Source organism: Kribbella sp. NPDC059898, assembly GCF_042730855.1.
Taxonomy (GTDB): Bacteria; Actinomycetota; Actinomycetes; order Propionibacteriales; family Kribbellaceae; genus Kribbella.
Genome location: NZ_JBHWKR010000033.1, coordinates 1 through 24,438, shown reverse-complemented (window position 1 = coordinate 24,438; position 24,438 = coordinate 1). Strand labels below are relative to the sequence as shown.

At 69.3% G+C, this 24,438-nt stretch carries 32 protein-coding genes; 9 read left to right on the top strand and 23 right to left on the bottom strand.

Annotated elements, in window-relative coordinates:
• From ACFV9C_RS44595 to ACFV9C_RS44580, 4 genes are all read right to left on the bottom strand, one after another.
• Nucleotides 1-2,215 (bottom strand): hypothetical protein (locus ACFV9C_RS44595; protein ID WP_380204208.1); only part of this gene is annotated, 2,215 nt, incomplete at its 3' end.
• Between the two features lie 94 nt (nt 2,216-2,309).
• The gene (locus ACFV9C_RS44590) at nt 2,310-3,332 is read right to left on the bottom strand and encodes a hypothetical protein (protein ID WP_380204206.1); all 1,023 of its coding nucleotides are present in this window, start codon (nt 3,330-3,332) and stop codon (nt 2,310-2,312) included.
• On the bottom strand, nt 3,332-3,772 hold the full coding sequence (locus ACFV9C_RS44585) for a hypothetical protein (protein WP_380204204.1): 441 nt from the start codon (nt 3,770-3,772) through the stop codon (nt 3,332-3,334). The genes ACFV9C_RS44590 and ACFV9C_RS44585 overlap by 1 nt, the downstream gene beginning before the upstream one ends.
• Nucleotides 3,773-3,911: 139 nt before the next feature.
• Nucleotides 3,912-4,259 (bottom strand): hypothetical protein, encoded by a 348-nt coding sequence (locus tag ACFV9C_RS44580; protein WP_380204202.1) that lies wholly within the window; start codon nt 4,257-4,259, stop codon nt 3,912-3,914.
• A gap of 147 nt (nt 4,260-4,406) precedes the next feature.
• Between ACFV9C_RS44580 and ACFV9C_RS44575 the strand changes: the two genes are divergently transcribed.
• The 4 genes from ACFV9C_RS44575 to ACFV9C_RS44560 all read left to right on the top strand — a co-directional run bounded on the left by ACFV9C_RS44575 (nt 4,407) and on the right by ACFV9C_RS44560 (nt 7,789).
• On the top strand, nt 4,407-4,637 hold the full coding sequence (locus ACFV9C_RS44575; protein ID WP_380204200.1) for a helix-turn-helix transcriptional regulator: 231 nt from the start codon (nt 4,407-4,409) through the stop codon (nt 4,635-4,637).
• A gap of 215 nt (nt 4,638-4,852) precedes the next feature.
• Nucleotides 4,853-6,049 (top strand): hypothetical protein, encoded by a 1,197-nt coding sequence (locus ACFV9C_RS44570; protein WP_380204198.1) that lies wholly within the window; start codon nt 4,853-4,855, stop codon nt 6,047-6,049.
• Between the two features lie 55 nt (nt 6,050-6,104).
• Entirely contained in the window at nt 6,105-6,884 is a 780-nt protein-coding gene (locus tag ACFV9C_RS44565; protein WP_380204196.1) for a hypothetical protein, read from the top strand.
• The gene (locus ACFV9C_RS44560; RefSeq protein WP_380204194.1) at nt 6,884-7,789 is read left to right on the top strand and encodes an AAC(3) family N-acetyltransferase; all 906 of its coding nucleotides are present in this window, start codon (nt 6,884-6,886) and stop codon (nt 7,787-7,789) included. The genes ACFV9C_RS44565 and ACFV9C_RS44560 overlap by 1 nt, the downstream gene beginning before the upstream one ends.
• A 33-nt stretch (nt 7,790-7,822) precedes the next feature.
• Here the strand turns inward: ACFV9C_RS44560 and ACFV9C_RS44555 are convergent, their stop codons facing one another.
• From ACFV9C_RS44555 to ACFV9C_RS44530, 6 genes are all read right to left on the bottom strand, one after another.
• Nucleotides 7,823-8,389, bottom strand: coding sequence for a recombinase family protein (locus tag ACFV9C_RS44555; protein WP_380204192.1), 567 nt, complete (start codon nt 8,387-8,389; stop codon nt 7,823-7,825).
• Nucleotides 8,390-8,568: 179 nt separating this feature from the next.
• Nucleotides 8,569-8,868 carry a DUF6372 family protein gene (locus ACFV9C_RS44550; RefSeq protein WP_380204190.1) on the bottom strand — a complete coding sequence of 100 codons (300 nt, stop codon included), beginning with the start codon at nt 8,866-8,868 and terminating at the stop codon, nt 8,569-8,571.
• Nucleotides 8,868-9,143 (bottom strand): hypothetical protein, encoded by a 276-nt coding sequence (locus ACFV9C_RS44545; protein ID WP_380204188.1) that lies wholly within the window; start codon nt 9,141-9,143, stop codon nt 8,868-8,870. The genes ACFV9C_RS44550 and ACFV9C_RS44545 overlap by 1 nt, the downstream gene beginning before the upstream one ends.
• Nucleotides 9,140-9,391: a type II toxin-antitoxin system RelE/ParE family toxin gene (locus tag ACFV9C_RS44540; RefSeq protein ID WP_380204186.1), complete on the bottom strand. Its 252-nt coding sequence runs from the start codon at nt 9,389-9,391 to the stop codon at nt 9,140-9,142. Before ACFV9C_RS44540 ends, ACFV9C_RS44545 begins: the two co-directional genes overlap by 4 nt.
• A complete protein-coding gene (locus ACFV9C_RS44535) occupies nt 9,388-9,675 on the bottom strand; it encodes a type II toxin-antitoxin system Phd/YefM family antitoxin (protein WP_380204184.1) in 288 nt (95 codons plus the stop codon). The genes ACFV9C_RS44540 and ACFV9C_RS44535 overlap by 4 nt, the downstream gene beginning before the upstream one ends.
• Before the next feature lie 54 nt (nt 9,676-9,729).
• The gene (locus ACFV9C_RS44530; protein ID WP_380204182.1) at nt 9,730-10,419 is read right to left on the bottom strand and encodes a hypothetical protein; all 690 of its coding nucleotides are present in this window, start codon (nt 10,417-10,419) and stop codon (nt 9,730-9,732) included.
• A gap of 120 nt (nt 10,420-10,539) precedes the next feature.
• Here ACFV9C_RS44530 and ACFV9C_RS44525 point away from each other — a divergent pair, with 120 nt between their 5' ends.
• Nucleotides 10,540-10,905, top strand: a complete 366-nt coding sequence (locus ACFV9C_RS44525; protein WP_380204180.1) for a hypothetical protein — start codon at nt 10,540-10,542, stop codon at nt 10,903-10,905.
• A 379-nt stretch (nt 10,906-11,284) separates the two neighbouring features.
• On the opposite strand, the gene ACFV9C_RS44520 is transcribed toward ACFV9C_RS44525, so the two are convergent.
• The gene (locus ACFV9C_RS44520; protein WP_380204178.1) at nt 11,285-12,550 is read right to left on the bottom strand and encodes a hypothetical protein; all 1,266 of its coding nucleotides are present in this window, start codon (nt 12,548-12,550) and stop codon (nt 11,285-11,287) included.
• A gap of 394 nt (nt 12,551-12,944) precedes the next feature.
• Between ACFV9C_RS44520 and ACFV9C_RS44515 the strand changes: the two genes are divergently transcribed.
• Nucleotides 12,945-14,141, top strand: a complete 1,197-nt coding sequence (locus tag ACFV9C_RS44515) for an IS110 family transposase (protein ID WP_380204176.1) — start codon at nt 12,945-12,947, stop codon at nt 14,139-14,141.
• Nucleotides 14,142-14,259: 118 nt separating this feature from the next.
• Here the strand turns inward: ACFV9C_RS44515 and ACFV9C_RS44510 are convergent, their stop codons facing one another.
• From ACFV9C_RS44510 to ACFV9C_RS44465, 10 genes are all read right to left on the bottom strand, one after another.
• Nucleotides 14,260-14,490, bottom strand: coding sequence for a hypothetical protein (locus ACFV9C_RS44510; RefSeq protein ID WP_380204174.1), 231 nt, complete (start codon nt 14,488-14,490; stop codon nt 14,260-14,262).
• On the bottom strand, nt 14,490-15,182 hold the full coding sequence (locus ACFV9C_RS44505; RefSeq protein ID WP_380204172.1) for a hypothetical protein: 693 nt from the start codon (nt 15,180-15,182) through the stop codon (nt 14,490-14,492). Before ACFV9C_RS44505 ends, ACFV9C_RS44510 begins: the two co-directional genes overlap by 1 nt.
• A gap of 26 nt (nt 15,183-15,208) precedes the next feature.
• A complete protein-coding gene (locus ACFV9C_RS44500) occupies nt 15,209-15,955 on the bottom strand; it encodes a Pycsar system effector family protein (RefSeq protein WP_380204170.1) in 747 nt (248 codons plus the stop codon).
• Nucleotides 15,956-15,958: 3 nt separating this feature from the next.
• Nucleotides 15,959-16,156 carry a hypothetical protein gene (locus ACFV9C_RS44495; RefSeq protein WP_380204168.1) on the bottom strand — a complete coding sequence of 66 codons (198 nt, stop codon included), beginning with the start codon at nt 16,154-16,156 and terminating at the stop codon, nt 15,959-15,961.
• A gap of 2 nt (nt 16,157-16,158) precedes the next feature.
• Complete coding sequence (locus ACFV9C_RS44490; protein WP_380204166.1) at nt 16,159-16,593, bottom strand: hypothetical protein; 435 nt, start codon at nt 16,591-16,593, stop codon at nt 16,159-16,161.
• On the bottom strand, nt 16,590-16,982 hold the full coding sequence (locus tag ACFV9C_RS44485; protein ID WP_380204164.1) for a hypothetical protein: 393 nt from the start codon (nt 16,980-16,982) through the stop codon (nt 16,590-16,592). The genes ACFV9C_RS44490 and ACFV9C_RS44485 overlap by 4 nt, the downstream gene beginning before the upstream one ends.
• A complete protein-coding gene (locus ACFV9C_RS44480) occupies nt 16,979-17,560 on the bottom strand; it encodes a hypothetical protein (RefSeq protein ID WP_380204162.1) in 582 nt (193 codons plus the stop codon). The genes ACFV9C_RS44485 and ACFV9C_RS44480 overlap by 4 nt, the downstream gene beginning before the upstream one ends.
• Nucleotides 17,557-18,075 carry a hypothetical protein gene (locus ACFV9C_RS44475; RefSeq protein WP_380204160.1) on the bottom strand — a complete coding sequence of 173 codons (519 nt, stop codon included), beginning with the start codon at nt 18,073-18,075 and terminating at the stop codon, nt 17,557-17,559. Before ACFV9C_RS44475 ends, ACFV9C_RS44480 begins: the two co-directional genes overlap by 4 nt.
• A gap of 87 nt (nt 18,076-18,162) precedes the next feature.
• On the bottom strand, nt 18,163-19,254 hold the full coding sequence (locus ACFV9C_RS44470; RefSeq protein ID WP_380204158.1) for a DUF2637 domain-containing protein: 1,092 nt from the start codon (nt 19,252-19,254) through the stop codon (nt 18,163-18,165).
• Nucleotides 19,255-19,335: 81 nt separating this feature from the next.
• Complete coding sequence (locus tag ACFV9C_RS44465) at nt 19,336-19,545, bottom strand: hypothetical protein (RefSeq protein ID WP_380204156.1); 210 nt, start codon at nt 19,543-19,545, stop codon at nt 19,336-19,338.
• A 262-nt stretch (nt 19,546-19,807) separates the two neighbouring features.
• Between ACFV9C_RS44465 and ACFV9C_RS44460 the strand changes: the two genes are divergently transcribed.
• From ACFV9C_RS44460 to ACFV9C_RS44450, 3 genes are all read left to right on the top strand, one after another.
• Nucleotides 19,808-20,749 (top strand): ParA family protein, encoded by a 942-nt coding sequence (locus tag ACFV9C_RS44460; RefSeq protein ID WP_380204154.1) that lies wholly within the window; start codon nt 19,808-19,810, stop codon nt 20,747-20,749.
• Nucleotides 20,746-21,408, top strand: coding sequence for a hypothetical protein (locus ACFV9C_RS44455; protein WP_380204152.1), 663 nt, complete (start codon nt 20,746-20,748; stop codon nt 21,406-21,408). Before ACFV9C_RS44460 ends, ACFV9C_RS44455 begins: the two co-directional genes overlap by 4 nt.
• A gap of 285 nt (nt 21,409-21,693) precedes the next feature.
• On the top strand, nt 21,694-21,894 hold the full coding sequence (locus ACFV9C_RS44450) for a hypothetical protein (RefSeq protein WP_380204150.1): 201 nt from the start codon (nt 21,694-21,696) through the stop codon (nt 21,892-21,894).
• Nucleotides 21,895-21,961: 67 nt separating this feature from the next.
• Here the strand turns inward: ACFV9C_RS44450 and ACFV9C_RS44445 are convergent, their stop codons facing one another.
• Nucleotides 21,962-23,533, bottom strand: a complete 1,572-nt coding sequence (locus ACFV9C_RS44445; RefSeq protein WP_380204148.1) for a hypothetical protein — start codon at nt 23,531-23,533, stop codon at nt 21,962-21,964.
• Nucleotides 23,534-23,977: 444 nt separating this feature from the next.
• Nucleotides 23,978-24,166: a ribbon-helix-helix protein, CopG family gene (locus tag ACFV9C_RS44440; protein ID WP_380204146.1), complete on the bottom strand. Its 189-nt coding sequence runs from the start codon at nt 24,164-24,166 to the stop codon at nt 23,978-23,980.
• Nucleotides 24,167-24,438: the final 272 nt, after the last annotated feature.

Here is a 24,438-nt window from a genome sequence, read left to right as displayed (position 1 = left end):
TCCGGAGTACGTCGACGACGTCCTGCCGCGACTGCTCGCCCTGCTCGACCTTCGCGGCCGTGATGGACAGCACGCTCGCGGCGGCCTGGTTCGCGAGTTCAGCGACGTCGAACCCGTTCATCGGGGTGGCCGTTGCCGGTGTTGACGCTTGGACGGGCTGACGGTCCTTCACGACCGTCAGCGTCGGTACCTCCTGTGCCGCCGGTACGCCGGCCCGGGCCCGCTCCATCTCCTTGAGCCACTTGGCGCCCGTGAACCGTCCCGAGTACAGACCGGTCGCGGTGTCGCCGTCCTCGCCGGGGCCATCGGCCGCGGCCAGGTCCAAGCCGGTCAGGGTCCGCGGGGTGAACCCCTCGAGGTACGGCGCGATCTGATCGATGTTCTCGATGAACTCCAGCCGGGCTCGGTCGGTGGCCACGACGCCGGCGTCCAGGATCGCGCCCCAGCCGCCGCCTTCGGGCAGGCTGCGAAGGTCGACCTCTTCCGACGTCGCGGACAGGGTCATGGTGGCGCCGGACGCCGTACCGGGACGGAGGCCGATCACGAATCCGTTCGCACCCATGAGGTTGGTCTTGACGTTCATCCCGCCCGGCACCTGGCCGGCTTCGGCGTTCTGTGCCACGAGCTTGAGCGAGACGCCGTTTGACCGGCCACGCTCGGAGATGGCCTCCACCATCCGCTCCTCGGGCTTGCCTTCGATCACTTCCTGGATCGTGCGGCCCTCGTCGAGCACCAGCTCGAGCACGGGGTCGGCGCCGTTCATGTCGAACTTCGACAGCCCCATCCGGCCGTAACGCTTCTCGCGTGCCACCAGGACCCGGTGAGCGACCCGGATCGCCCGGCGCCACTCGTCGGGCTCGTGGCCGACCAGGTCCATCACCTGGGCGAGTTCCGGGCTGGACGTACCGCGCTTGCCGTCCGCGTGCAGCATCACGGAGCGGCCCGACAGCACCAGCGGCAGCAGGATCACGTTGGCCGCGTTCGACTTCCCGGCGTTGCTGGACCCGATCAGGAAGCCGTGCCGGACGCCGGACTGGTCGAACAACCGGATGCAGACCTCACGGCCCGCGGTGTTGACGGCAACCGGCGCGCGGCCGTCGTCGTACAGCCGCGGCCCGGCCCATCGCTTCGACACCTTCTCCAGCTGGCGCGAGGGGGTCAGCACCAGCTCGACCTGGCCGGCGTTGTCCCGCACGGTGGCGACCTTCGCCGTTCCGACACCCATGTGCAGGGCTCTCTCGAGCCACTTGCGGGTGTCGGCGTTGGCGACGTCTTCCGCGTGCACGTCAGGACGCAGCTGGACACGAGCAACGATCGTCCCGGGGTCGGGTTCGTCCAGGTCGACGATTGCGGACCCCTGGAGCTTGTCGGGTCCGTTGAGCGCGACGGCGGTCGGCCACGCGGCGATGAGCTGGAGCGCGGCGTCCGAACGTGGCTTGACCCCGCCGTCGACAACCTCGGCATCACGGATCTGCCGCGACTTCAGCCACGCGATGACCGGCGTACCGGTCAGCACGCCCAACGCGCCGGCCGCGACCAGGACACCGGCAACGGTCCAGTGCATGCCGGCGGCGTTGGCGACACCGAGCCCGGCCGACCACACCCCGGCGCCGGCTGCCCAGCGGCCCACGATCGCCCGTTCGAGGCGGGACAGCCGTACACGGCCGCCCAGCTCGTCTGGTCCCTTCGATGCCGTCAGGTACCCGGCGCCGGCGAGCGCGCTCAGCCCAAGCACCGTGAGCACCGGCGACACCGCGCCGGCACCGATCGCCGTTCCGGCGCTGACAACGGCCGGGGCGAGCTGCCAGCGGTACCGCCACGTGAGCCGACCCGCGGCCGTGAACGCTTCCGCGGCCTGATCACCGGGCCGCTTTGCGGGCAGGCCGGCGGGCTGGACCGGCACCAGGGCCGTACCCGGCGAGGGAACCAGGCCGGGGACGGCGGTCGCGGCCGGCCCGAGCTGGGGGAGCTGCGGGGGAGCGACCGGGACGACGGCACCGTGGCCGGCCTTCTTCCGCCGGCGCGACGTCGTGTAGGTGCCGGGTGTGGTCAGCCATTCGGGCGACCCTGGCACATAGGCATGGGTGGGCTGTGCGGCTGTCTGAGGGGCGCGCGTGCCCGCTTTGGAGGTGATCCACGACGACCGGCGGTCACGGCGTCCAGAGGCGGCCACGGGCGCGGCGGCCGGGGTCGCGGGGCGGTGCTTCTTCACCATCGGAGGGGCCTTTCTCGTGTGGTCTCAGTGGGCTTGTGGTGTCCCGGCCCGGTCGTGAGCCGTCGCCCCCTCTCGGGAAGCCGGGACGGTGGGGTTACTGGCCGCGGAACGCCTCGGTCTTGCCGCGGGCCTGGACGGACGCGGCGGCCTCACCCAGACCGCGGGCCTTCGTCACTTCGGACTTGGCGATGGAGAACGTCTCCGCGACGGCCGGCATCCGCAGTGCGCCGACGGTCTCCGCGATGTTGGCTACGGACCGGTCGAGTCCGGCCGTGCCCCAGTTCGCCGCCGTCCAGCGGTCGGGCAGGTTGACGGCCCAGGTGCGGACCGACGTCATTGCTTCGGCCATGAGCTGGACCGCGGCCTCAACCGCCTTCAGCTCCTTCTCGTAGTCGTCGATGTTGGACAGTTCGGTAGTCCCGAGAGACATGGGCTCTGCTCCGTTCGGTGCGGTGGTGGTGTTGCTGTGCGGGTTGGGATTGGTGGCGCCAGCCGGCGCCGGTTCCGGGGCGGGCTCAAGGGCCGTCTCCGGGGTCTTGGGGGTAGGGGTGTCCTTCGCCGCCTCCGGCGTGCTCTCCGGATCAGCAGGGACCGTTTCCGGCTTGGCAGGCTCGGGTTTGGCGCCCTCGCCGGCGGGTGGGGTGATGTCGTTTCCGTCCTGGTCGACCACCGCGCCAGACGCCTCGCTGGTCGGCGCGGTCCGGGGCCGGCGTACGAGCCGAGGGCCGGTCCAGCCCCGGCGCGACGAGGCCGCGTCCGGGGCGTCCAGGTCCGGGGCGTTGTCCGAACTCGTGTCAGCGGAACGGGCCCGGCGGGCGGCGATCGTGTTGCGGATGCCACGGGCGAGGCTGACGGTGCCGCCAGCGACGCGACCAGCGCCGCGGGAACCGCGGCTCCACACGTCGCGGCCGGCCTCGCGGCGTTGACGGGCGGCGGTGACCCCCTCGCGCCAGCCGGCGAGCGCTGCCCGGCGGCGGGGGGAGGACTTGCGGGACTTCGGGGTCTTGCCGGTGGCCGCGCCCCGTGCAGCACCGCTCAGACCGCGGGTGAGCGCGAGCGAGAGACGGTCAGGGGAAGCCACCAGGTAGAGCACCAGGAACAGCGCGAAGATCTCCATCAGAAGATCCCTCCGACACCCTTGATGAGGGCCTGGCCGGCGGCCGTGATGAGGGTGTCGAACGCGCCCCCGGCCTTACCGGGGACCATCGCGACGAGGGACGGGACGATCAGCCCGCCAATGACCAGCCAGTCCGGCGGGTCGTAGCTGAACATCTTGTCCGGCAACATCGCACCGACCCACAGCCCGGCGACCGCGGCGGCGATGATCCACGCCACGGCGGTACCGACAGCCGCGCTCGACATGTGGTTGATGAAGCGGAACAGCCAGCCGAGCGTGCCGTTGATCAGTGCGCCGACCCAGCCAGCCGCGCCGATCAGACCGGCGCCGACAAAGCTGAAACCGGCGATCCGGACGAGGACGAAGTCGACCTTCGGCGGGGTGAACCGCATGCAGAACATCGCGGCGAATCCGACCGCGGTCATGAGGATCCAGGACATCAGTAGCTCCCTTCGCGGGGGTTGGTGTGCGGGTTGGGTGTGGGATCGATGCAGCGGTGCCGGCGTCCAGCTCGAGCAGCTGCTCGGGAACGGCGGAACTCCCGCCGCTCCCCGCACCACAGGCAGCGCTGAAGCCGACTCACGCAGCACCGCCAAGAGCGGCGAGACGGCGATCGCGCTCGACTTGAGCAGCGACCCGGCGCGTGTCAACGGGTCGGCCGGCGCCGTCGTACCGAACGGCGGCGGTCACGGTGTGAGCCTTCTCCGCCGGCTTCAACTGCCGGGCAAGCGCGGCGCACTGCTCCAGGACCGGGCAGGCGTGGCACTTGCCGATCAGGTCGAGCGTCCGGCCCACGGGCTGGACTTCCTCGGTGAACTCCCAGCTCAGGCGGCACTCGGGAACGACGTTCAGACGCTCCACGGCCGCGTTGAGCTCGATGTGGGCGCGGGCAAGAGCGTCAGTCGTACGAACGGGTCGAACAGTCACGGTTCGAGTCCTTCCGGTTTCGGTTGGTCGCCGCCGGGTCTCCAGCTCCGGGCGGCTGATCTTTACAAGCTCAGCTTGTATTCGATTCATGCTTACATGCTGAGCTTGTATTCAGCAATAGCCGGGATCTAGTTAGGCTTGTATTCGATGACTGAGAACGAAGCAGATCTGCCGACAGACTGGTGGTCCGTCACCGATGTTCTGCGCTACCTGGAGTCGGCCGGCTCTTCCATCACCAGTGCCACGTGGTACGCGTACGTCTCTCGGGGACAGGCCCCTCAGGCGGACCGGATGTTCGGCCGGGCGCCGGCGTGGAAGCCGGCCACCGTGCAGAACTGGCAGAGCAGCCGTCCGCGACGAGGCAGCGCGCAACGATGAACTGCTGGGCAGCAGCTTGATGCACTCGGCGCGGACGATCATGGCTCTAGGCAACCAACTAGAGGGCTGCTCCACCATGAACCGAACCTGCACTCAATCTGCACCAAGCCTCCGACTGTCACAATGAGTGAAATTTCAGGATTCTGGGGTAACTGATGGTGACAGTAGGCAGGTGGACAGGCGCCAAAGCGCGCGCCCTTCGCCACGCTCTCAGAATGAGCGGCGATGAGTTCGCCGGACGACTTGGGACCGCCGCTCGCACGGTGGCCAAGTGGGAGAAAGAACTTCTCGACAAGACGCTGGCTCTGGCTAGCCAGCGAGATCTCGATCATGTCCTTGAGACGGCATCCCCGCAGGTGCAGGCCCGCTTCGCAGAAATACTCCAGGAGGAAGAGCGGTCGCGGTCGGCGGCGCCGGCTGTCTTCGCAATGGACGCCGCCTCGGCTCACAAGATGGTCACCCCAGCGAGGGTCGCCCTCGGTGGAGCTGCGTCTCCCACGAGCGAGACCCTCGACTGGCTCGAACAGAACCTTCGCAGCCAGTACACCGCCGACAACCTGCTCGGTCCTCGCGTACTTATGCCGCTGATGAACTCATACGTCACCAGCATTGAGGAGATGCAGCGGGGGGCACGTGGGTCCGCGCTTGAACGACTGCTGCGAATCGGTGCCGGGTACGCCGAGTTCACCGGCTGGCTGCACCATGACGCTGGCGACCTCCAGCGTGCGAAATTGTGGGCATCACGCGCGCTGGAGTGGGCCGAAGGCGGCGGAGACGATCGGATGACCTCCTTCGTCATGATGCGACGAGCAGCTGCAGCACTCACGGCTGGGGAGGGCGGGCACGCCGTCGCGTACGCCCAACGAGCCCAGCGCTTCGACTCCGCGGAAACAGGCCGCGTAAGGATCATCGCCGCTGTCACCGAAGCGCACGGTCATGCCATCACCGGAGACGGGAGCGGAGCGGACCGGGCACTAGATACGGCCGCGAGCCTCCTCGAAAGGTACGACGGCGAGATCATCGAAGGTGATCCCACGGCTGACCGCTACTGCGAGCTGGGCCTGTATAGCAAGATCGCCACCGCCAAATGTGCCCTAGAGCTTGGTCGCGGCAGCGCTGCCGTCGACGCCTTCACCGACGTCATCGGCAGCCTGCCGGCGGACTTCCATCGCGACCGAGGGCAGTACCTGAGTTCCCTTGCCAGGGCGCACACTCTTGCAGAGCAGCCCGAGGCCGCCATCGCGGCCGCCCGGGAGGCCTACGGCATAGCCATCGCAACTGGATCAGCTCGAACCCTCACGACCTTGCGCGACACCTTGCCCTCCGAACTTGCGCGTTGGTCGAACAATCCGGAAGTCCAGCAGTTCTGTGCCATGCTCACAGCGGTCGAACCAGAGATTGGTGGTAGCTAGGTTGTTCTCCCTTGCCACAGACGCAGCTCCCGGCCGCCCGAACGAAGACTTTGTGGTGGCTTCTCCCGATCTCGCTGTCGTCGTCGACGGCGCCGGCGTCCCCATGGGCGGCTGTTCTCACGGCGTTGCCTGGTACGCCCAACAACTAGCGGCGCGCACCTTTGCTGCCCTGGCCGGACAGTCTGATCGGCCGTTGACCGATGGCCTGTACGACGCCCTCGCCGCGGTCGCTGCCTCCCACTCAGCCACCTGCGACCTGTCTGATCCGGGTACGCCGTGCGCGGCGATCGGGATCGTGCGAATCGGCACCAACCACGTCGAGACGCTGGCGCTTTCCGACGTGACTGTGCTGGTGGAAACCGATGACGGGCCACAAGTGACCTGCGATCTGCGGATCGAAGAGATCTCCGGGACTGAACCCGACGCGGTCGCCGGTCTGCTGTTCAACACTCCCGAGCATCGCGAAGCGCTCGCCCGCCTGGTGGCTCGCCAGACACGCACCCGGAATCGGGATGACGGCTGGTGGGTGGCAGCCGCTGATCCAGAAGCAGCCCACCACGCAGTGGTCAACACCTACCCTCGAGACGCCCTTCGTCGTCTCGCCATCTTCTCCGACGGCGCGACCCGGCCGGCCGATCAGATGGCGATCTACCCGTGGTCGGAGTACATGGACTTGCTCGACAAGCTCGGACCCGCCGGCCTCCTCAGCCACGTCCGCGAGATCGAGGTATCGGACCCTGACGGCGCCCGGTATCCCCGGACGAAACGACACGACGACGCCACTTTGGCCTACTGGGCGCCCGACAGCCTCGATCAGACCCGGTTGGTGATGTGATGCACTCAGCTGCTGTCACCGCCAGGGACATCAGGGCAGGTCTGGAGCAGTTGGGCCTGACGCGGACGTCGGCCGTCATCGTGCATTCGTCGCTCAGCTCGTTCGGTCACGTCGACGGCGGCGCCGACGCGGTCGTCGACGCTCTGCTGGCTACTTGCGGAACCCTTCTCTTCCCGGGCGCTACCTCCCACGCGACGCGCCTGCCGGCACCACCCCAGGTCGTCCGCGAGAACAACGCCATCGCCTGCGCGCCCGACTGGGCCAGCTTCGACGCCGCTCTGTCGAAGGCTGCTCACTTCCACCAGGATCTGCCTGTCAACCGGAACCTCGGACTGATCCCTGAGACAGTCCGCCGCGACCGGCAACACGTCCGAAGTTCGCACCCGTACTTCTCCTACATCGCGACCGGCGCTGGAGCAGATGACCTCATCGCAGCCCAGCGCCTCGACTGGCCTCTGGGACCCATCGAAGCCCTTTGGCAACGTGGCGGTCATGTCCTTCAGCTAGGCGTCTCCCACGCTACAAATACGACGATTCACCTCGGCGAACAGCAACTGGGGCGAGGGCGCTTCTATCGATACGCAAAGCCCGCACCTGGTGTCTGGATGGAGCTCCCCAACATCCCCGGCGCCAGCCACCGCTTCGACACCATCGAGCCACACCTGCGTTCCTCCACGCGGCAAGTCACTATTGGCGCCTGCACTGCCTCCCTCACCCCAGTTGCTGAGGTACTGACCGTGACACGCCATCTGATCGAGGCGTCACCATCAGCTCTGCTCTGCGACGACCGAACCTGCCAGTGCTTCGCTGAGGTCCAGCAACGGCTGCGGTACATCGCAGGTCTCGACGAGCGCTCGCCGGCGGCGACGACGCGATACGACGAAGCGGCTGCAAGTCGGCGGTAGCAAGCCGCCTACGCACTGACCCGCGCGGATGGATCAGGCGGCAGTTTCGTGCTCGGTGACGATGCGGTGGACGACGGCCAGAGAGACCCCGACACCGGCGGCGATGACGCGCAGGGACTCGCCTTCGTTGCGGCGGGCGAGGATCGCGCGCCGCCTGTCGTCGTCGACGACAGTTGGCCGGCCACCGACCCGGCCGCGCCGGCGAGCTGCTTCCAGGCCGTCCTTGGTGTTCCGGACGATGTCGCGGCGCTGGTCTTCAGCGAGTGCGAGCGCCAGGTCCAGGATCAGGGAGCGTTCGGTGTGTTCGCCGGCGGCGATGCCTTCCAGGATCTTGACCGCGATGCCTCGTTGGAACAGGTCGTTGAGCACGATCAGCCCTTCGAGCAGGTTCCGCCCGAGCCGCTTCGCGTCCTGGACAGTGAGCATGTCGTCATCGCGCAGGTAGTTCAGGGCGGCGGTCAGCCCGGGCCGGTCGACGGCGCGCAACTTGCCAGACACCTTCTCCTCGAACACCTTGACGCAGATCGGGTCGAGCACGTCATGCTGCCGGGCGGTTTCCTGGGACTTGGTGCTGACGCGGACCAAGCCGACGAGCGCCATAGGCCAATTCTCCGTTCGGGAAAGGTGTTCGTTCAGGCGTCGCGACGGTAGCGGATTGCGAACGGGTTTACGAACACCCACGCAGGCGTACGAGATCCGCGTGCAGACGGCCCGCTGCCGGTGTTCGGCATCCGACCGTTTGCCGAACAGAGCAGGACACCGGACCGCCCGCCCGGCAACTAGTCCCCAGAAGCTTGAGTACTCGCCAGTGGGGTGATGGCGATGTAGCACGCCACGCAGATCTGGAGGGGCTCGGTGATATCGGCCGGCCCCCACACCGAGCCAGGTGTAACGACTCGCAAGAGGCAGCCCGGCTCAGCCGATTCCAGGCATGCTCCCTGGCCGTCGTGATAGAGCCGGCACACGCAGCGGCACCCGCCGGGCGCGTGTTGTTCCCAGGTGAACGTGGCCGACTGGGTCAGGTACAGCACCGGGGCCGGAACCCCATCGTCGTGTGCGTCCGCTGCCACGGTGCCCATCACCCCTGGTCGCTCTCGTCGTCCGCACCCAGGAGTTGGGACGGGTTGGTGAACTCGCCGGACAGGTACTCGCCGGTGGGATCGCCGGCAGCGGCCAGCTCGTTGATACGGCGGAACACCTGCTGCCGCGCCCCGGTCATCCGTAGGCGGCATTGAGCTTCGCTGTTGCACCGCTCGATCTGGTCGTAGAAGCACAGGTCGCCCAGCTCGGGCGGGAGGTCGGGGCCGTACGCGTCGCAGTCCCAGCCCTTCGTCGGTTCGCCGGCCGCGGTCATCGGGGCGTCCGTCCGAGCGACCAGACGCGGACCGTGTCGTCGGTGACCTCGTACAGGACGCGGTAGTCACCGATGTGCAGACGGCGGACGAGGCCGGCGCCCAGGGACACGCTGTCGGGTGGTTCCGGGTCACGGGCAAGGGCGTTGACGGCGGCCCGGATGCGCTTGGCTGCAAGCCGATCGGACGTGTACACGTCGCGGTAGCCGGTGAACCAGCCTCCGTCGAAGATCAGCGTTCGCTCGTTCACCGGCCGGTGTCCGCACCATCAACTTCGGCCTCGATCTGATCCATGAGGTGCTGGGCTTCGTCGTTCGGAACCCACTGCTGTCCGCCGGCGACCTTCCTGTCCTCGATCGTCGCCAGGTCGGCCGCGTCCTCGAGCGCCTGGTAGTGCGCGAGCAGGCTGGGGGAGATGACGACGGCGGCGGGCTTGCCGTGGTCGGTGATCAGGACCGGCTGGTTGGTGTAGCGGGCCTCGTTCATCACGTCGGCGGTCTGCTTGGTCGCCTGGGTCATCGTGTAGGTCACCATGGCCAGGACGATACTCCGGAAAATGCGAATAATTCGACATTTCCAGGACATCGGCTACCGGGTGAACTCGGTCTGGCAGAGCCCGCACAGGATGGGGCCAGCCTCTGCGACAGCCGCAGATGCCCTGATCCGCCGCTTGCACCCACAGGTCAGGGAGTAGCCGTTCTTCGGCGGCCGACCACCGCCGGCGGCGGGTACGCCGGCCGCGCCGGTCTCGTCCTCGTCTCCGTCGCCGCCGGCGGGGTCGGCCGGCACCTCGTGCTCGGAGTGCCGGTACGTGACCAGCGCCCTATCCAGGGTCTCCAACTCGTCGACGTACTCGTCCGTCGTACCCGGCGCGAGCGCGGTACCGGACCAGCCGATCGGGGGAGTCTGGGTGATCGTCAGCCCGACTTCCTCGCCCAGCGCCTTGTACTTGGCGTTGTGGTAGCGGCCCTGGCGACTGGTGTCGTCGATCCGGCGGACGTGGGCGATCCCGTGGGCGGCTTCGTGCAGCAACGTCGCGAGGACGCTGGCCGCGCCGCGGGCCAGGCCTTCGCCGCCGACGAACAGCTCCGACATGCCGGCGGGGTCATCAGTCGCGACCCAGCGCCGTTCCGCGAAGTGCCCGAGCTTGAGGTAGCCGGCCGGTACTCCGACGCTGCCGGCGCCCAGCGTGACCACGACCGCGGGTACGTCCGGGTGTCGGCGTTGAATCCCTGCCCAGACCTGCTCCAGGGCCTCGACCATCCGGGATGCTTCCATGACGCGATTTTGACACCTAGGAGTCAAAAGGCAAGTCGGTTGCTTGGGGGTTGCTGCGCAAACTGGACCACTTGGTGCGCAAACTGGACCGCGATCGAACATCTGTTCGATACTGGCGAGGTGGATCAGGTCAGGTTCTCTGCTCGCCCGGGCTTCGGCGGTGGGTTCGGTGTGCACGACTCTGTCTCGGGGGACTGGTGCACGCCGGCGACCTTGGTCGAGCAGGTCGCGGTGGAGTTCGCCGACGATCTCAATGCCCGGGAAGCCGCGACAGGGCACCCAATCGAAGAGGTGCGGTACGGCGTACCGAAGCGGGTTCAGCGGGCCTCGTGGGCTCCAGCCGGCACCATCGACGTCTGGGTGTACGACACAAACTCGAAGCCTCCGCAGTGGATCGGTCGCGTACGCGACGAGGCCGGCGGGGTGGAGTGGTGCCCTGGCGCGGATCTACGGCCGGCGGATGGTCCGGTCAGTACGGCGGAGTGAAGCGGGAAGTCGTTGCTATTGGCCCCATTCATCTGGAGGTAACCAGCGCGGGCCGCGATCCGCACACCCCCGTTTTGCAGCTTGCTGCAACGGCTCTGGGGTTGTGGATAACGGCAGCGCGTGCCCTGCGGAATCGGGCATTCTTGGGGTGTGGGCCGGGAGCGGGGATCACCCGGCGCCGGCGCCCGTCGTGTGTCCATCCGACGAACTGGGTCCGGGGCAGCCGTGCCGGCGTAGGTCACTCCCGGCCCACCGAGACGTTGCACGGCCCTCGCCAGACTGAGCTGGGCGAGGGCCGCAAGGGGGGACCCATCAGGCTACGCGTTAGTTGGTGGTCTCGTCGGGCATCCTGGCCGGTCCCGCGAACAGCTCTGTTTGGCTATTTCTTGGTGCCTCGGGTGCCGAGCTGGGTCTGGAGTTCGGCGAGTTGGTCGGCGTGCTGGGCGCGCAGGTCGTCGAGGCGCTGGGAAGCGGCGGCGCGGTCGCTGTCGGCCTGGGCTCTGGCGGCGGCTAGGTCGGCACGGGTGCCGGCGAGATCGGCCTGCAGCGCGTCGCGGGCGGCGGTGACGGTGGCGATCTGCTCGCGCTGTTCGGTCACCTGGCCGGTGAGCTGCTCGATGCGGCCTTCGGCGCGGCTGGCGGCCTTCTCCGCTGTCTCGGCACGTTCACGCTGTTCAGCGGTCGCGGCCTGCTGCTGGTCGAGCCGTTCGGCCAGCTGGTCGCGGTCGGTGCGCAGGTCGGTGGCCTCCTGCCGGGCAGCGGCCAGCTGCAGCGCCAGGTCATCGCGGCTCGCGGTGACGGTTGCCAGCTGCTCGCGGGCCGTGTCCAGCTGGGTGGTGGTCTGCTGCAGGTCCGCGGTTGTCTGCTCGAGCTGGCCGGCGACGTCAGCGAACTCGGTCTGCAGCGTGTCGCGGGCAGCGGTCATCGTGTCCAGCTCGGCTTGGACGGCCTCGATCCGGGCGGCCTGCTCGGCGTACATGGTTTCGGCGGCCTCGACGGCTGCGAGGGCTTCCTCGGCGACCTGCTCGGCGGCGGCCTGTTCGGTCGCTGCGACCTCGGCGGCCTGTTCGGCGGCCCGCGCGGCGGCCTCGGCAACGTCGCGTTCGGTTTCGGCGGCGTCGACCAGGCCACGGGCCTCGCGGCGGGCGTAGGTGATCTCAGCCGCGGCCGCGTCGGGGTCCGATGCCGTCGCGACGGCCTCCCGGATCTGGGCGGCCAGCGTCGTCATCCGGGCCTCGTGCACGGCAACGGTGTCCCCGAGCTGCTGCTGCAGCTCCTCCAGGCTTGCCCGCGCCTGCGACACCGGCCGGACCACCTCGTCGACGGCGGCCGGGGTGTCGGCCGGGTCGTCGCCGGCGACGACCGCCGGTGGCTGGTAGCCCTGGTTGATCCGGTGCGCCATCAGCCGGGTGTGCTTCACGCCACCGATCGTCTGACCGCAGTACGCCGGCGGCCGGCCCTTCCCGGAGTAGGCGATCCGCCGGGCGCACCCCGGGAACTGGCACAGCACGTACCGCTCCCCCGTCTCACCCGCCCCGCCGCCCGCGCCGTCACCGGCCGTCGGTACGCCGGATCGTGCTCCGCTCGCCGCGACCGGCGCTGTCTGCTGCTGAGCCGGTCCGGCCGGCTGCGTCTCGTCTGCCATGGACGGCACTCTAGCTGTTTCGTTTCGTATCGTCAACTTTTTATTTCGTTTCGTATCGTTTTTAGAAAACGTAACGAAATGAACCACAATCCCGAACACTGCTAGTGCAAGAGGTGTGTAGAACCTGGTCAGCAAGGTGTACGCCCCCCCCCCCCCCCCGTTACCTTCTTCGTGATCCCGCGGTGCGGGGTTCTGGTCGCCGGGCTCGGTATGACTTACTGCCCCTGTCGTAGGCATGATCCGGGGGGTGTTGTCGCCGGGTCTGGTGGCGTTGGTTGACCGCTGATAGGGACAGGGCCACCCCGGCTGTGGGTAGGTCTCTTCGTAACGTGGGTGCCGGCATCCTTCGCCTGATCTGGGTGGCCAGTGGGTTCGATGAGGGAAGGGGCGGTCTGTGAGTCGTCGCGAGTACGCCGTGTTCCTGGGGCTGGACGTCGGCAAGGAAGAACACCACGCCTGCGGTCTGGACGGCGACGGTGAACGGGTCCACGACAAGCCGTTGCCGCAGTCGGAGGTGAAGATCCGCGCCGTGTTCGAGGCGCTGTCGGCGCGCGGCCCGGTGCTGGTGGTGGTCGACCAGCCGGCCTCAATCGGAGCCCTCGCGGTCACGGTCGCACGCGATGCCGGGATCGACGTCGCCTACCTGCCCGGGCTGGCGATGCGGCGCATCGCCGACCTGCACCCAGGCAACGCCAAGACTGATGCCCGTGACGCCTACGTGATCGCCGAGGCCGCCCGGTCGATGCCGCACGCGCTGCGCCGCGTCGACACCGGCGACGAGGCGCTGGCCGACCTGGAGGTCATCGTCGGCTACGACGACGACCTGGCCGGCGAGGTCACCCGAGTCAGCAACCGCATCCGCGGCCTGCTCACCCAGGTCCACCCCGCCCTCGAACGGGTGCTGGGACCCAAGGTCCAGCACCCGGCCGTGCTCGAACTGCTAACTCGGTACGGCGGCCCGCAAGGACTCGCAGGCGCCACCCGACGCCAGCTCGTCACCGCAACAAAGACCCGCGCCCCACGCTCCTATGACAAGCTCGTCGACGCCATCCAGCAGGCGCTGACCGAGCAGACCGTCACCGTTCCCGGCACCCGCGCCGCCGAACTCGTCCTGCCCCAGCTGGCAACAACTCTGAGCGGACTGCTGACCCAACGCACCGACGCCGCCCGGCAGATCGAGGAGATGCTCGATGCACACCCTCTTTCCAAGGTCCTGACCTCGATCCCCGGCATCGGCGTCAGGACCGGAGCCCGCATCCTCCTCGAAGTCGGCGACGGCAGCACGTTCCCCACCAGCGGGCACCTCGCCGCCTACGCCGGCCTCGCACCCGTCACCCGCCGCTCCGGCACCTCCATCCGCGGCGAACACCCCAACCGCGGCGGCAACAAGCAACTCAAGCGGGCCTTCTTCCTCGCCGCCTTCGCCGCCCTATCCGATCCAACCTCACGGGCCTACTACGACCGCAAACGAGCCGCCGGCAAGAAACACAACGCCGCCCTCATCTGCCTCGCCCGACGCCGCATCGACGTCCTCCACGCCATGCTCCGCACCGGCACCCTCTACCAACGCCCAACCCCAACCGCCGCTTGACCAAACCCATAGGGACACCCCCCCCCAGTGGGGGGCAGACGTAGCGCGGCCCTCGTCCAGACCGAGCTGGGCGAGGGCCGCGAGGGGGCGTCAGGTTACGCGATCGGGATCTCGGGCTTCATCGGTTCGTCTCCTGGTCGTCGGCGGTGTCGCCGTCGTGGTCTTCGGCCTCGAGCTGGGCGTACGTACCGAGGAAGGCGCACCCCGAGAGCAGGGCTGCGGTCGCCCACAGCCAGCCGCCCTCATGGGTGACGCGCCAGAACGCGTACACGGACGTCACCCCGGCCACGGCCAGCTGAATCCAAAGCCGCCGGCGGCTCGCTATGAGCGCAGCGATCGTCGGTCGCATCAGGCACCGTCCTCGATCAGCAGAAGGTGCCGGGTCGACCCGGCGAATCGCACGCCGGCCGCCTGGTCCTCATCGGTCAGGGCCTGCTGGTTGGCTTCGGCCTGGACGTGAATCCCGGGCTGACGCGACAGGCGTTGGAGGGCAGCGTCGACGGCTTCGCGACCGTAGGGCAGGCGGCCATCGTGCACCGCGGACTCCTCCAGCTCGCCCCGTAGTGCGACGAGTCCGACCCAGCGCACCTCTCTGCCGTCCTCCTCACCCTTGAGCACGAGCATGTCGTACGCCTGGCGTACTGCGCGTTCTACGGCGTGCTCGTGCCGGGCTTGGTCGCCGCCGTGGTCGATGCCGCCCGCACCGGTGGCGGTGGTGAATGCGGCGAGGTCTCCGGTGGCGCCGGCATCGGCGGCGGCCTCACCGATCGTGCGGGCGTGGGTCGCTTCGTGCTCGAGGACGGCGAGTTGCTCGAGCACGGCCGGCGGCAGCTTCAGGCCGGCGGCCATGTCCGCGATCGCCCGGACCGCGTTGTCGAGGCCGGCGGTGGTGCCGTCTGCTCCCGCCCAGCGGTCGGGCAGGGTCTGCGACCAGCTCGCCACCTCGTCCAGCGCGGCGGTGAGGTCAGCCAGAGCTGCCCGCACGTCGCGGACCTCGCTGGTCAGGCCGTCCAGGTTCTCCAGTTCGGTGTGCTCGTACACCGGTCCTCCTTCGGGCTGGACACTCATCATGCGGCCCCCGTCCCCGCGGCGATCACGGCGAGGACCAGGCCGGCCGCGCCGGCGAACATCGCCCACCGGATCAACGTGTACTTGCGGTGTGTGATCTGTGCCAGGGTGATTGCCTCTGCACTGGCCGCGCCCAGCTCGTCGCCGGAGCGCAGCTGTGCCACGAGGCCGGGTCCGTCCAGGCTGCGGATGGCACCGAAGTTCTGCCGCACGCCGTGCTCCTCCCCCGATTCGGGTTGGCGGGTACGGCGGGGCATCCGGGGAAGGACCGCCCAGGCGGCGGTGAGCACTCCCACGAGCAGGGCTGCGATCGCCACCCACCGCAGGAAACCGTCGATGCCCAGGGCGCCGCTGCTGGCCGCGCCGACGAGCGCGAGTTCGAGGGTGGCCACAAGGCCGGCCTTCGCGTCGGCCTTCCCGATCTCGTCCCGGGCGCCGTCGACCAACCGCCAGGTCCAGTCCTTCGCCGCCGACTCCAGCTCGGCTTCGCGCTGGTGGACCTTCGCGGCCTGGATCGCGGTGTGTCGGCGCGCGACACACTTCGGGGCGTCGCATGCGATTTGAACGACTCCTTTGGTGTCGGTCGTCACGGCTGCGACAGCCTCGTCCATCGTCGGGAAGTGCGACGCCCACAGGTGGTGCTTGTAGTACTCGTTGTCGTACACCGACCAGCAGCGCCCGAAATCGACGGCGGCGCCCTCAGTCTCGGGTATTTGTGCGGTGTCGGTGGTCATCTGGAGGGGCATGGTTCAGACCTCGTTCTTGTCGGTGAGGTGGGCGATCAGGACGCAGACGGCTGTGAACGCGAACGCGGCAGCGGTCACGGTCCAGCCGGTGCGGGGGCCGTGGCCGGTGATGGCGAGGACGCCGGCGACAGCTGCCAGCAGGAACAGCAGGGCGACCCGGGTGTACAGGCGGGTCCGTTCGGCGCGGGTACGGCGGGCCATGGTCACGCCTCGCTTTCCGGGAGCTGGTCGCGCAGCTCGGTCAGCTGGCCGACGAGCCGGTTGAGGTCGTCGCGGTTCAGTTCCGCGACGGTGAATTGCGGGTGGTTGGTGACCCGGATGGTGGGGCGTCCGGGCAAGTGCTCGAACAGCACGTAGGTGAGGTCGGCAGAGCCGTTGCCGTTGAAGTTGAGGGTGAAGCGCCGGTCACGGTGGTACGGGCCATGGCGGACGGTGGTCACCGTCTGGCCGGGCCAGTCGACGATGATGAACGGTTCGACGTCGGGGTTGAACGTCGTTTCGGTGCCGTCGTCGTACCTGATCCGGAACAGTCCGGTCCGGTCGGGACCGGCCATGATCCGGGACCAGCCGTCGACGGTCTCGATCACCGTGCCGGGCTCGAGGTCGCTGGCGGTCGGAGTGGTCTGACGCTGGGTCACGCGGACCACCGCCCGTCCTGAGCGCGGCGGATCTCGTCGGCCCACCGCTCCTGGTCGACGACGCCCCACACGACCAGGAGGCAGCCGTCGCGCAGGTCGTAGTACTCACGCATGCCCGGCACGGACGAGTCCGTGTCGAGGGCGAGCGTGAGCCGCGCCGCCCAGGCGGTCAGGGTGGCCGCGGCGTCGGTGTCGTCGGTGCCGGGCTCGACCTGGCCCCGGATCTCCAGCGGGAGCACTCCCCCGGTGGAGTAGACCTGCCAGTACAGCGGCGGCAGGTCGGGAGCCAACTGGTTGAACACGTCGGCCGGGATGCTGTCGGCCCACGGGTCGGCCGGCGGTGCGGCGGCGTACTGCTGGAGCAGCTGCGGGAGGGTCGGCGCGGTCATCGGGCAACCTCCGTTGTCGCGGCGACGGCCGGCATGTCCGGCAGCGGCGGCTGAATGGCGAACGGGCGAACGCTCACGGTCCAGCTGTCCCGGCCGGTCGCAACCCGGCTGGTCATGGTGCTGAACCGGGTGACGAACTTGCGGGTGGCGGGGTCGCGCCACTGCGGAATCTGGTCGGACAGGCCGGCGACGATGCCAATCAGGCGGGCAACGTCGTCGTAGGTGACGATGAGCGGCGGCTCGGTGGGGTCGGCCGGCGGGAACACAACCTCGCGGCACTCCCAGCACAGCAGATCGCGGCCGACGCGCTCGAGGTCCGCGAGATCGGCCAGGGCGTGCCGGCTGTTCAGCGCGGGAATGTGGATCGGGTCGCCGTCCTCGTTGCCCTCCACGCCGTCGCAGGCTTCCGTGTCGCATGTCGCCGTCCAGCACGGCACCGACAGCTGGTGCGGGTCGCCATACCGGCTGCCGTACCGGTCGACGAACTCGGCGGCCTTCTCGGCGGTGAGGAAGTGGAGTTCGTCCTCGTCGTTGAGGCGGACGACCCAGCACGGGCTGTCGCTGATCTTCGTGATCATCGGGCCGCCTCCAGTTGGTCGACGGCGATCGGGCCCGGCGGCACGCCCGGGATCGCGCCCAGGGCGTAGTCGGCGCGGAACGAGGGCAGCGGCGTGACGAGCCCGATCCGCTCGCCGCCGTAGATGACGGCGTGCAGGTCGGGGACCCGGTCGCCGGCCAACGGGAGGATGCCGGCGCCCACGGCGTACAGGGCGGCGATGACGTCGACCTCGAACCGGGTCGTGGCCGGAACCCCGGCCAGGGGCGCGGCCAGTGCCTCGAGGAGGCGGGCGGCGTTCTTCGGCGCGAACTCGAGGGCGTCGAACCGTTCGCCGTCGAGGCCGTCGAGGCGGTCGGTGCGGATGACGACCAAGCGGTCGGTCAGGTACTCGATGCCGTCGACTTCGACGGTCCACAGCCAGCCGCGGTGACCAGGCCGGACGCGGTGACCGAACACCTCGGCGGCGTCAATGCCGCGCGGCTGGGGACGGGGTGCGGGGAAGGCGAGCACGTTCCCCGGTGTGTGGTGGGACATGATGGTGGTGACTCCTTGCCTTGTGCGGGTTGGGATGTCTGGCGGCCGGTCCCGGGTCTCACTTCGGGGTCCGGCCGCCGCCTGTTGTTACGGACGGTTCTTGCGGGTGCGGGTGATCGCGAGGAGGGCGGTCGCGGCGACGAGCATCAGCCCGTCGACCGCGAGCGGACCGAGGTACGCGTTGAGGGGGTCCTCGCCCCACGACGTCAGAAGGCCGGCCATGTGCCGGTACGACAGGACGAACGCGACAACGGCGACCAGGCCGACGCCGACGAACCGGCCGGTTCCCCACAGCCAGCCGGTCGGCCAGGTGACGCGGGTCAGCAGTTCGATCGACAGCAGCAGAGCGAGCGGCCAGAATGCGGCGCCGATCAGTTCGGCAGCCTGCGCGCCTCCTTCGGCCGCGTGCAGCATGTTCGCCGCGACCGACGCGCCGATGCCCGTGGCGAACGCGAGCCAGGCCACGAACCGGCCCGGGACCTTTCCGCGTTCCGCCCCGTGTTCCACCATGGCTTCCGCCGGTTCCGGGTCCGCGTCGGCGGAAGCGTCGAGTGTTCCGGCCGGGGCGACCGGTTCCGGGTCACGTTCCGCGGTGACGACCGGCGCCGCCGGCGGTACGGCGGACGGAACGAGGCCCGTTCCGGCGTCGGTGCTCACGGTTTCCGGCCTGGCGGTAATGGTCGGGTCCTGGACGGTCCAGGACGGCGCAGCCGTGTGCGCCTCTGTGGCGGTCGGCTCGCTGGAGTGTCCAGAGGGACGCGGGAGGTCTGTCATCGCGTCCTGACCCTGGTTCTGGGCGAATGAGGTCAGGTTCTCGGGGTCTCCCCCGACTTCGGTCGCCTGCTCGACGGCGGCCGGGTTCTCCGGGGCCGGAATCGGGCCGGTTTCCGCCGAGATTTCCGGGGTGGCCTCGTCAACTGCGGGCGTCTCGTCGGCAGCATCGGCCGGAACGGGATCGGCGTCGGCCGGAACGGGCTCGGTTTCCGGAGACTGGTCCTGATGGGTCGGGGTGCTCGCGAAGAGTTCCGCGCCTTCCGCGCGGATGTTCCGGGCCCAGCGGTCGGTCCGGCCGAAGCGTTCCGCCAGTTCGAGGGCGGAAGGGTCGCGGCCCTCGGTCAGCTCCTGGACGTAGTAGGCCAGCGCGGTCTCCCGGGCCGGCGCGTCAGCGATCTGGGTCATGATGGGGGTGTCTCCGATCGGGTGGTCTCAACCTGCGGGGATACGGGCCCGGCGTGCTCTCTCCAGCGCGCGCCGGGCCCTTCACGTCTGGGCGGGGGTCAGGTCGACCTTGATCGCGGCCGCCAGCTCGGGGTCGTGCAGCAGTCGGGCGGCGAGCGCCCGCAAGACGCCGGCCTGAGTGGCGCGTACGCCGGCGTGGAGGCACCAGGTGCGGAGCTCGAGGTGCATCTCTGGCGTCAGATCGACGGTGGTCCGGACGGGCTTGGTTCGGGTGTCGGTGGTGGTTGTCATGTCGCTGACGATACTCCGATTACTGCAGTACTGCACTACTGAACGTATAGCCGTTTGTATAGCATCATTAACGGCAGCTATTTCGGCAGTGTGATACATGCTGTTGACCTACCGTCTGACCTGCGTTTTTTCATGCTGTTCACACTGCCTGTGAACCGGCAGCATGGAGGACGACACGCCCAACACCCCCACTGGTCAAGCAGTGCGTCAGTGTGAGTCACTGGGCTCTGAGACCACCCAGACAGCCCACGGAGACCCCCTCATGGACCTCACGCCCGAGCAGTTGCACGGCGCATGCCGCCGTGTGGTCGCGATCGTCAACGGCAAGGGCGGCGTGCTGAAGACCACGACCGCGGCCAACCTGGCCGGCCAGGCGGCCGACGCGGGGCACAACGTGCTCCTGGTCGACCTCGACCCGCAGGCGAACCTGAGCGAGGATCTTGGGATCACGCAGGCGGGAATGGGTGATGACGCCGGGGCGCCGTTGTTCGACGCGATCGCCAGGAACCGGGAGCTGGTTCCGTCGCATCCGCAGATCCGGCCGCGGCTCGACCTGGTCGGCGCCGATCCGGCCAACACGAAGGCTCTGATTGCGTGGGTCAGGGCTCATGTGGGTCAGCCCGGCGGCCAGCTGGCGCTTGCCCGGGCGATCGCGCCGATCGCGCCGCGGTACGGCCTGGTGGTGCTCGATCTTCCGCCGGGGGAGGAGGAGCTTCGGCGGATCGCGCTCGCGGCGGCTCGGTACCTGCTGATCCCGACCCAGGCAGACATTTCGTCGCTGAAGGGCATGCGCCTGATCGCGCAGCAGTTTGGCGAGGCGCGGCACGTGAACCCGGAACTGCAGTTGCTCGGCATCCTCCTGGTCTTGGTGGGGGAGTCGGCGACGGCGATCCGGAAGGACGTGCGGAACACGATCGCGACCGACTTCGGAACGGCGGAACCGATGTTCCGGACCGTGATCCGGCACGCTCTATCGCCGGCGGAAAGCGCGCGGAAGCGGGGCCTGCTGGCGCACGAACTGGAGACCTTCGTTCCGAGCCGGGCTGAGACCTTCGAGCGGCTGAGGCAGCGGGCGGCCGGGGCGACGGTGGAGCGTGCGGTGTCGTCGACGGCAAAGAAGGTCGCGGCCGACTGGGCGGGGCTGACCGAGGAGGCTTTGATCCGGATCGCGGAACGCGAGGCGGCGGAAAGGGCGGAACAGTGAACGGGGAACGACAGCTTCCGGCCGGCGGTCTTCCGCCGGCGGATCTTGGCAAGGCGTTCGACGTCGGCGGTGGAGCTGACCGGCGGGCGCGTCTGGCCTCGATCCTGCAAGCACCGGTCGCGCCGGCCGGAACGGAACAGGCGGAACGGCGGAACTCCGAGCCGGAACCGGCGGCCGAACCAGCGGCGGAAGGCGGCGACGGCCGGAAGTCCGGCGCTGACCGTCAGCGGGTCGACGTCGTCGATGAGGGCACGGCGGCCGGGATGGTCGACGACGCCGTGCCGGTGCCGGATGCGGCCGGCGGGAGCCGGACCAAGCCGGTGATCTTGTACATGCCCGCGCAGCTGCGGGCGCGGCTTCGGCGCGCGGCGGTGGGGTCGACGCAGCTGGACGTGATGCTCGACGCGGTCGAGAAGACCGAGTCGGCCGGCGTCCTCGGTCGGCTCGTGCGCGAGCACCAGGAGCCGGACACGTCGGGGCTGTTCGAGCGGCAGACGCCGCGGGGCTCCGAGACTCAGGTCCAGGTCAACGTTCGGGCCCGTCACCAGCACATCGCGGTCCTGGACCGGCTCGCCGCGCGGTACAGCACGAACCGGTCCGAGCTGGTCCGGGTCGCGCTCGATCACGTGCTGCCGGGTGGCCCACGGCGGCACCGGTGACCGGCTCACGGACGGCTCGTACGGGCGGGCGGCTCACACACCGGCTCACACGGACGGCTCACACACGAAACCTGCCCCTGACCTGCGGAAACGTCCACCGGCTCACCGGCTCGTACGCCGCCGCCCGAACCCGGGCCAATGCGCGCAGGCGTGCGCGCGCGTCATGCGCGCCCGCGCGCGTACGCGCGCGAGGGCTCGAAGTCAAACCCGGCACGTCGCGGCGAGCATTCCTGCCGCCGATCGGCTGGAATGGACCCGAGACCACCGACGAGGGGAGACCCGAACATGGCGCGCGTTGAGCTGCGGGAACTGGGCAAGGCCGGCCGTACCCACAACCTCAAGACGACCACCGTCGCGATCGACGGCACCGACGAGGAAGCGTGCGTGGATCTGCTGCGCCGGATGGCTCACCAGCACGGCAAGAAGGCCAGCGAGTGCGAGCTCGCGGTCAAGGTCGGCACCAAGACGAAGTTGTACCGGGTCTGAACTCCCCGGTCGCCGGCCGACCTTCCTCCCGGGACCCCCGGGCGTCCTGACGGCGCCGGGGGTCTCCTCATGCCTGGCCACCGTGCACGGACACGGTCAGCGCCTGCCGGGCCGCCTGCCAGCTGCCACGAGCCGAGCTGGTGCCCAGCGGACTCGCGGCGGCCCGTTCCCGGGCGGACTCGGTACGACGTACCGCGACCGATGCGGCGATGCGCTCGTTCTGGAACTCCAGAACGACTCGCGGGTGGTCGTTCACCGGATCGATCTGCTCGAGGTACCACTTCAGCAGGCCGGGTGGGCTCGTGACCGCGCCGGCCGCCGCGCTGGCCGCGTGCCCCTGGTCCGCCGTCGACGATCCGGCCAGGTTCGCACCGGGGGAGTACCGGCCCTGCCGCCGGTTGACCGCGTCGAATGCGGCCACGAAGTCGGCCGGCCGCCACACCAGCGGCAGCCCGGGCACGGTGAACCGCCGAAGCTGCATCGCGATCCGGCCGGGCCGTACGCCCCGCAGCCACAGCACGCGGCCGGTCAGGTAGACCGCGATGTCTCGATGTGGCCCGAACCAGCTTCCACGGCCCGCGTGGCGCTTGTGAGTGGTCCCCCTGGCGGGGGTCCCCCCCGGACGAACCGAATCCGTGCGGCCACCTCGGTTGTGAGCCCGCGAAGCGGTCGACTTCACCCCGTGAGGAACAAGGGTGACTAGAGCGAGCATCGAGGTATAGGAGGGGCGTGTACCACTGCGTGGTAGTCCCAAAATGTCGACATTTTGGAGGCGTGTGGTCGGTCGTTGACGGTGGTTGTCCACAGCCTCCTGTGGACGGCTCGTCTGGGTCGCGGCGGCAGGCTCGGACGCAACCATTTGCGGGGCCACAGGGGCAGGCTGGGGAGCCGCTGTAGACGTCGGGACAGGCTCCGGGGCTACCGGTGCAGGGGTGGCGGTCCGGAGCGCTCTGAGGGCCGCTGAGAGCCGGTCGGCCGGGCCGGCCGGTTCGCCGGCGTCGTCGACGTGCTCCAGGGCGAGCAGGTCGGCGGGGTGTTCGCCGGTCTCGATCGCCCGGGCGAACGCGGCCGGTACGACGAGGGCGTACTCCGGGGTCAGGCCGCGCTGCTTCGAGCCCTTCCGCCACAGCTGCAGGCGCTGGTCGTAGGTGAAGCACACCGAGGGCTCGACCTGGACCGCCAGCCCGAGCCGTTCCAGGGCCCTCCAGCACTTGCGGACCGTTTCGACCGTCACGGCCATGCCGCGCGCCAGGTCGGGGTAAGGCCGCCAGCAGCTCCGGCCGGTGGCGTCGTCGGCGTGGGCGGCGACCAGGGCGGCGAACTTCAGCAACGTGGCCACACGGACCCGACGGTGGATCTGCTCGGGAAACCAGGTGACCGCCGCCGCCTCGACCAGGGCAAGCCACTGGTCCCGGTGCATCCATGCCGGGAGGGCCGCGTACGCGCCGGGTGCGGCCTCGCGCTCGATCGTCCGGCGCTGTCCACGCTCGCGGGCGAGCGCACGGTGCGCCTTGGCGCGCAGCTGGCGGCCGACGACACGAACGTCGGCATGCTGGCTGAGCTGGGTCGACCCCGCGAACGCCAGGACGACCTCGACGTCAGCCCGGGCACGGCTGGACGCCACGGTCAGAGCCGTCACGCGACCCCCCGCAGCCGCGCGGTACGCCGGTCCCACTCAACAGGGGCGGGCTCATCCAGCGCAGCCGCCAAGGCACGGCGGCGCTCGACTACAGCGGCCAACGAGTCGTCAACGTCCGGTGGCGGGTCGGCCGGGATCTGCGGGAGACCGGGGTGCCAGGAGAACGCGCGGCCGTTGGGGACGCGCTCGGCTTCCAGCCGGCGGATCAGTTCCGCTCGGTCACCTTGTGGACACGGCTCGTCCGGTGACGGGTGCAACACGACAGAACGGGGGTCAGTCCCGTACATTTGAAGACGTCCTTAGCTCGTGAAGGGGTTTGGGGCAGGGGCCCTCAACTAGCGCGGCCGGCAAACCGCGCGAGGGTCTGGAACACCCGTAGGAGTGCGATCCCACGGATTGACAGCGGCCCGGTTGGCAAAACCGGGCCGCTTCGTCGTTGTTAGGTCACGACGCCACCAGGTCCTCTTGGCGGGTCGCGAGGTAGCGAGTGAACGCTTCGCGTGCAAGGTCGGACACAGACGCACCGTCAGCTGCCGCGAGGCGTCGCAGAGCTTCGCGCTGTGCTGGTGGCAGGCGCACCGGTACGACGGCGAGTACTTCGTCGCCGCGCGACTTTGGTCCCCTTCGGCCCATCGTGTTTCCTCCTTGAAGGCAGCTCCGAGGCGCGTATACGCACCTTCGAATCGCGTATACGTTAGAGCGGCGCGCTCCCGGATTGGGGACGCCACACCGAGGGAGTGCATGATCATGCGCCCACCTCGTCAACGTCGACCAGGCGCACACGCTCGCCGTCACGGACGGCCCGGGCCTCCTCGATCAGTGCACGGATGTGCTTGTTCGTCATCGCCTTGGACAGCCCGGTAGCGGTCTGCACCTCGACCCGGGTCGCGCCGGCGGTGCCGGCC

Coding starts and splice junctions, on each gene's coding strand:
- ACFV9C_RS44590 (WP_380204206.1), bottom strand. CDS start 3,332: ATGGAGATCTTCGCGCTGTTCCTGGTGCTCTACCTGGTGGCTTCCCCT.
- ACFV9C_RS44585 (WP_380204204.1), bottom strand. CDS start 3,772: ATGTCCTGGATCCTCATGACCGCGGTCGGATTCGCCGCGATGTTCTGC.
- ACFV9C_RS44575 (WP_380204200.1), top strand. CDS start 4,407: ATGACTGAGAACGAAGCAGATCTGCCGACAGACTGGTGGTCCGTCACC.
- ACFV9C_RS44570 (WP_380204198.1), top strand. CDS start 4,853: ATGAGCGGCGATGAGTTCGCCGGACGACTTGGGACCGCCGCTCGCACG.
- ACFV9C_RS44560 (WP_380204194.1), top strand. CDS start 6,884: ATGCACTCAGCTGCTGTCACCGCCAGGGACATCAGGGCAGGTCTGGAG.
- ACFV9C_RS44555 (WP_380204192.1), bottom strand. CDS start 8,389: ATGGCGCTCGTCGGCTTGGTCCGCGTCAGCACCAAGTCCCAGGAAACC.
- ACFV9C_RS44550 (WP_380204190.1), bottom strand. CDS start 8,868: ATGGGCACCGTGGCAGCGGACGCACACGACGATGGGGTTCCGGCCCCG.
- ACFV9C_RS44545 (WP_380204188.1), bottom strand. CDS start 9,143: ATGACCGCGGCCGGCGAACCGACGAAGGGCTGGGACTGCGACGCGTAC.
- ACFV9C_RS44535 (WP_380204184.1), bottom strand. CDS start 9,675: ATGGTGACCTACACGATGACCCAGGCGACCAAGCAGACCGCCGACGTG.
- ACFV9C_RS44530 (WP_380204182.1), bottom strand. CDS start 10,419: ATGGAAGCATCCCGGATGGTCGAGGCCCTGGAGCAGGTCTGGGCAGGG.
- ACFV9C_RS44520 (WP_380204178.1), bottom strand. CDS start 12,550: ATGGCAGACGAGACGCAGCCGGCCGGACCGGCTCAGCAGCAGACAGCG.
- ACFV9C_RS44510 (WP_380204174.1), bottom strand. CDS start 14,490: ATGCGACCGACGATCGCTGCGCTCATAGCGAGCCGCCGGCGGCTTTGG.
- ACFV9C_RS44500 (WP_380204170.1), bottom strand. CDS start 15,955: ATGCCCCTCCAGATGACCACCGACACCGCACAAATACCCGAGACTGAG.
- ACFV9C_RS44495 (WP_380204168.1), bottom strand. CDS start 16,156: ATGGCCCGCCGTACCCGCGCCGAACGGACCCGCCTGTACACCCGGGTC.
- ACFV9C_RS44485 (WP_380204164.1), bottom strand. CDS start 16,982: ATGACCGCGCCGACCCTCCCGCAGCTGCTCCAGCAGTACGCCGCCGCA.
- ACFV9C_RS44480 (WP_380204162.1), bottom strand. CDS start 17,560: ATGATCACGAAGATCAGCGACAGCCCGTGCTGGGTCGTCCGCCTCAAC.
- ACFV9C_RS44475 (WP_380204160.1), bottom strand. CDS start 18,075: ATGTCCCACCACACACCGGGGAACGTGCTCGCCTTCCCCGCACCCCGT.
- ACFV9C_RS44470 (WP_380204158.1), bottom strand. CDS start 19,254: ATGACCCAGATCGCTGACGCGCCGGCCCGGGAGACCGCGCTGGCCTAC.
- ACFV9C_RS44465 (WP_380204156.1), bottom strand. CDS start 19,545: ATGACAACCACCACCGACACCCGAACCAAGCCCGTCCGGACCACCGTC.
- ACFV9C_RS44460 (WP_380204154.1), top strand. CDS start 19,808: ATGGACCTCACGCCCGAGCAGTTGCACGGCGCATGCCGCCGTGTGGTC.
- ACFV9C_RS44450 (WP_380204150.1), top strand. CDS start 21,694: ATGGCGCGCGTTGAGCTGCGGGAACTGGGCAAGGCCGGCCGTACCCAC.
- ACFV9C_RS44440 (WP_380204146.1), bottom strand. CDS start 24,166: ATGGGCCGAAGGGGACCAAAGTCGCGCGGCGACGAAGTACTCGCCGTC.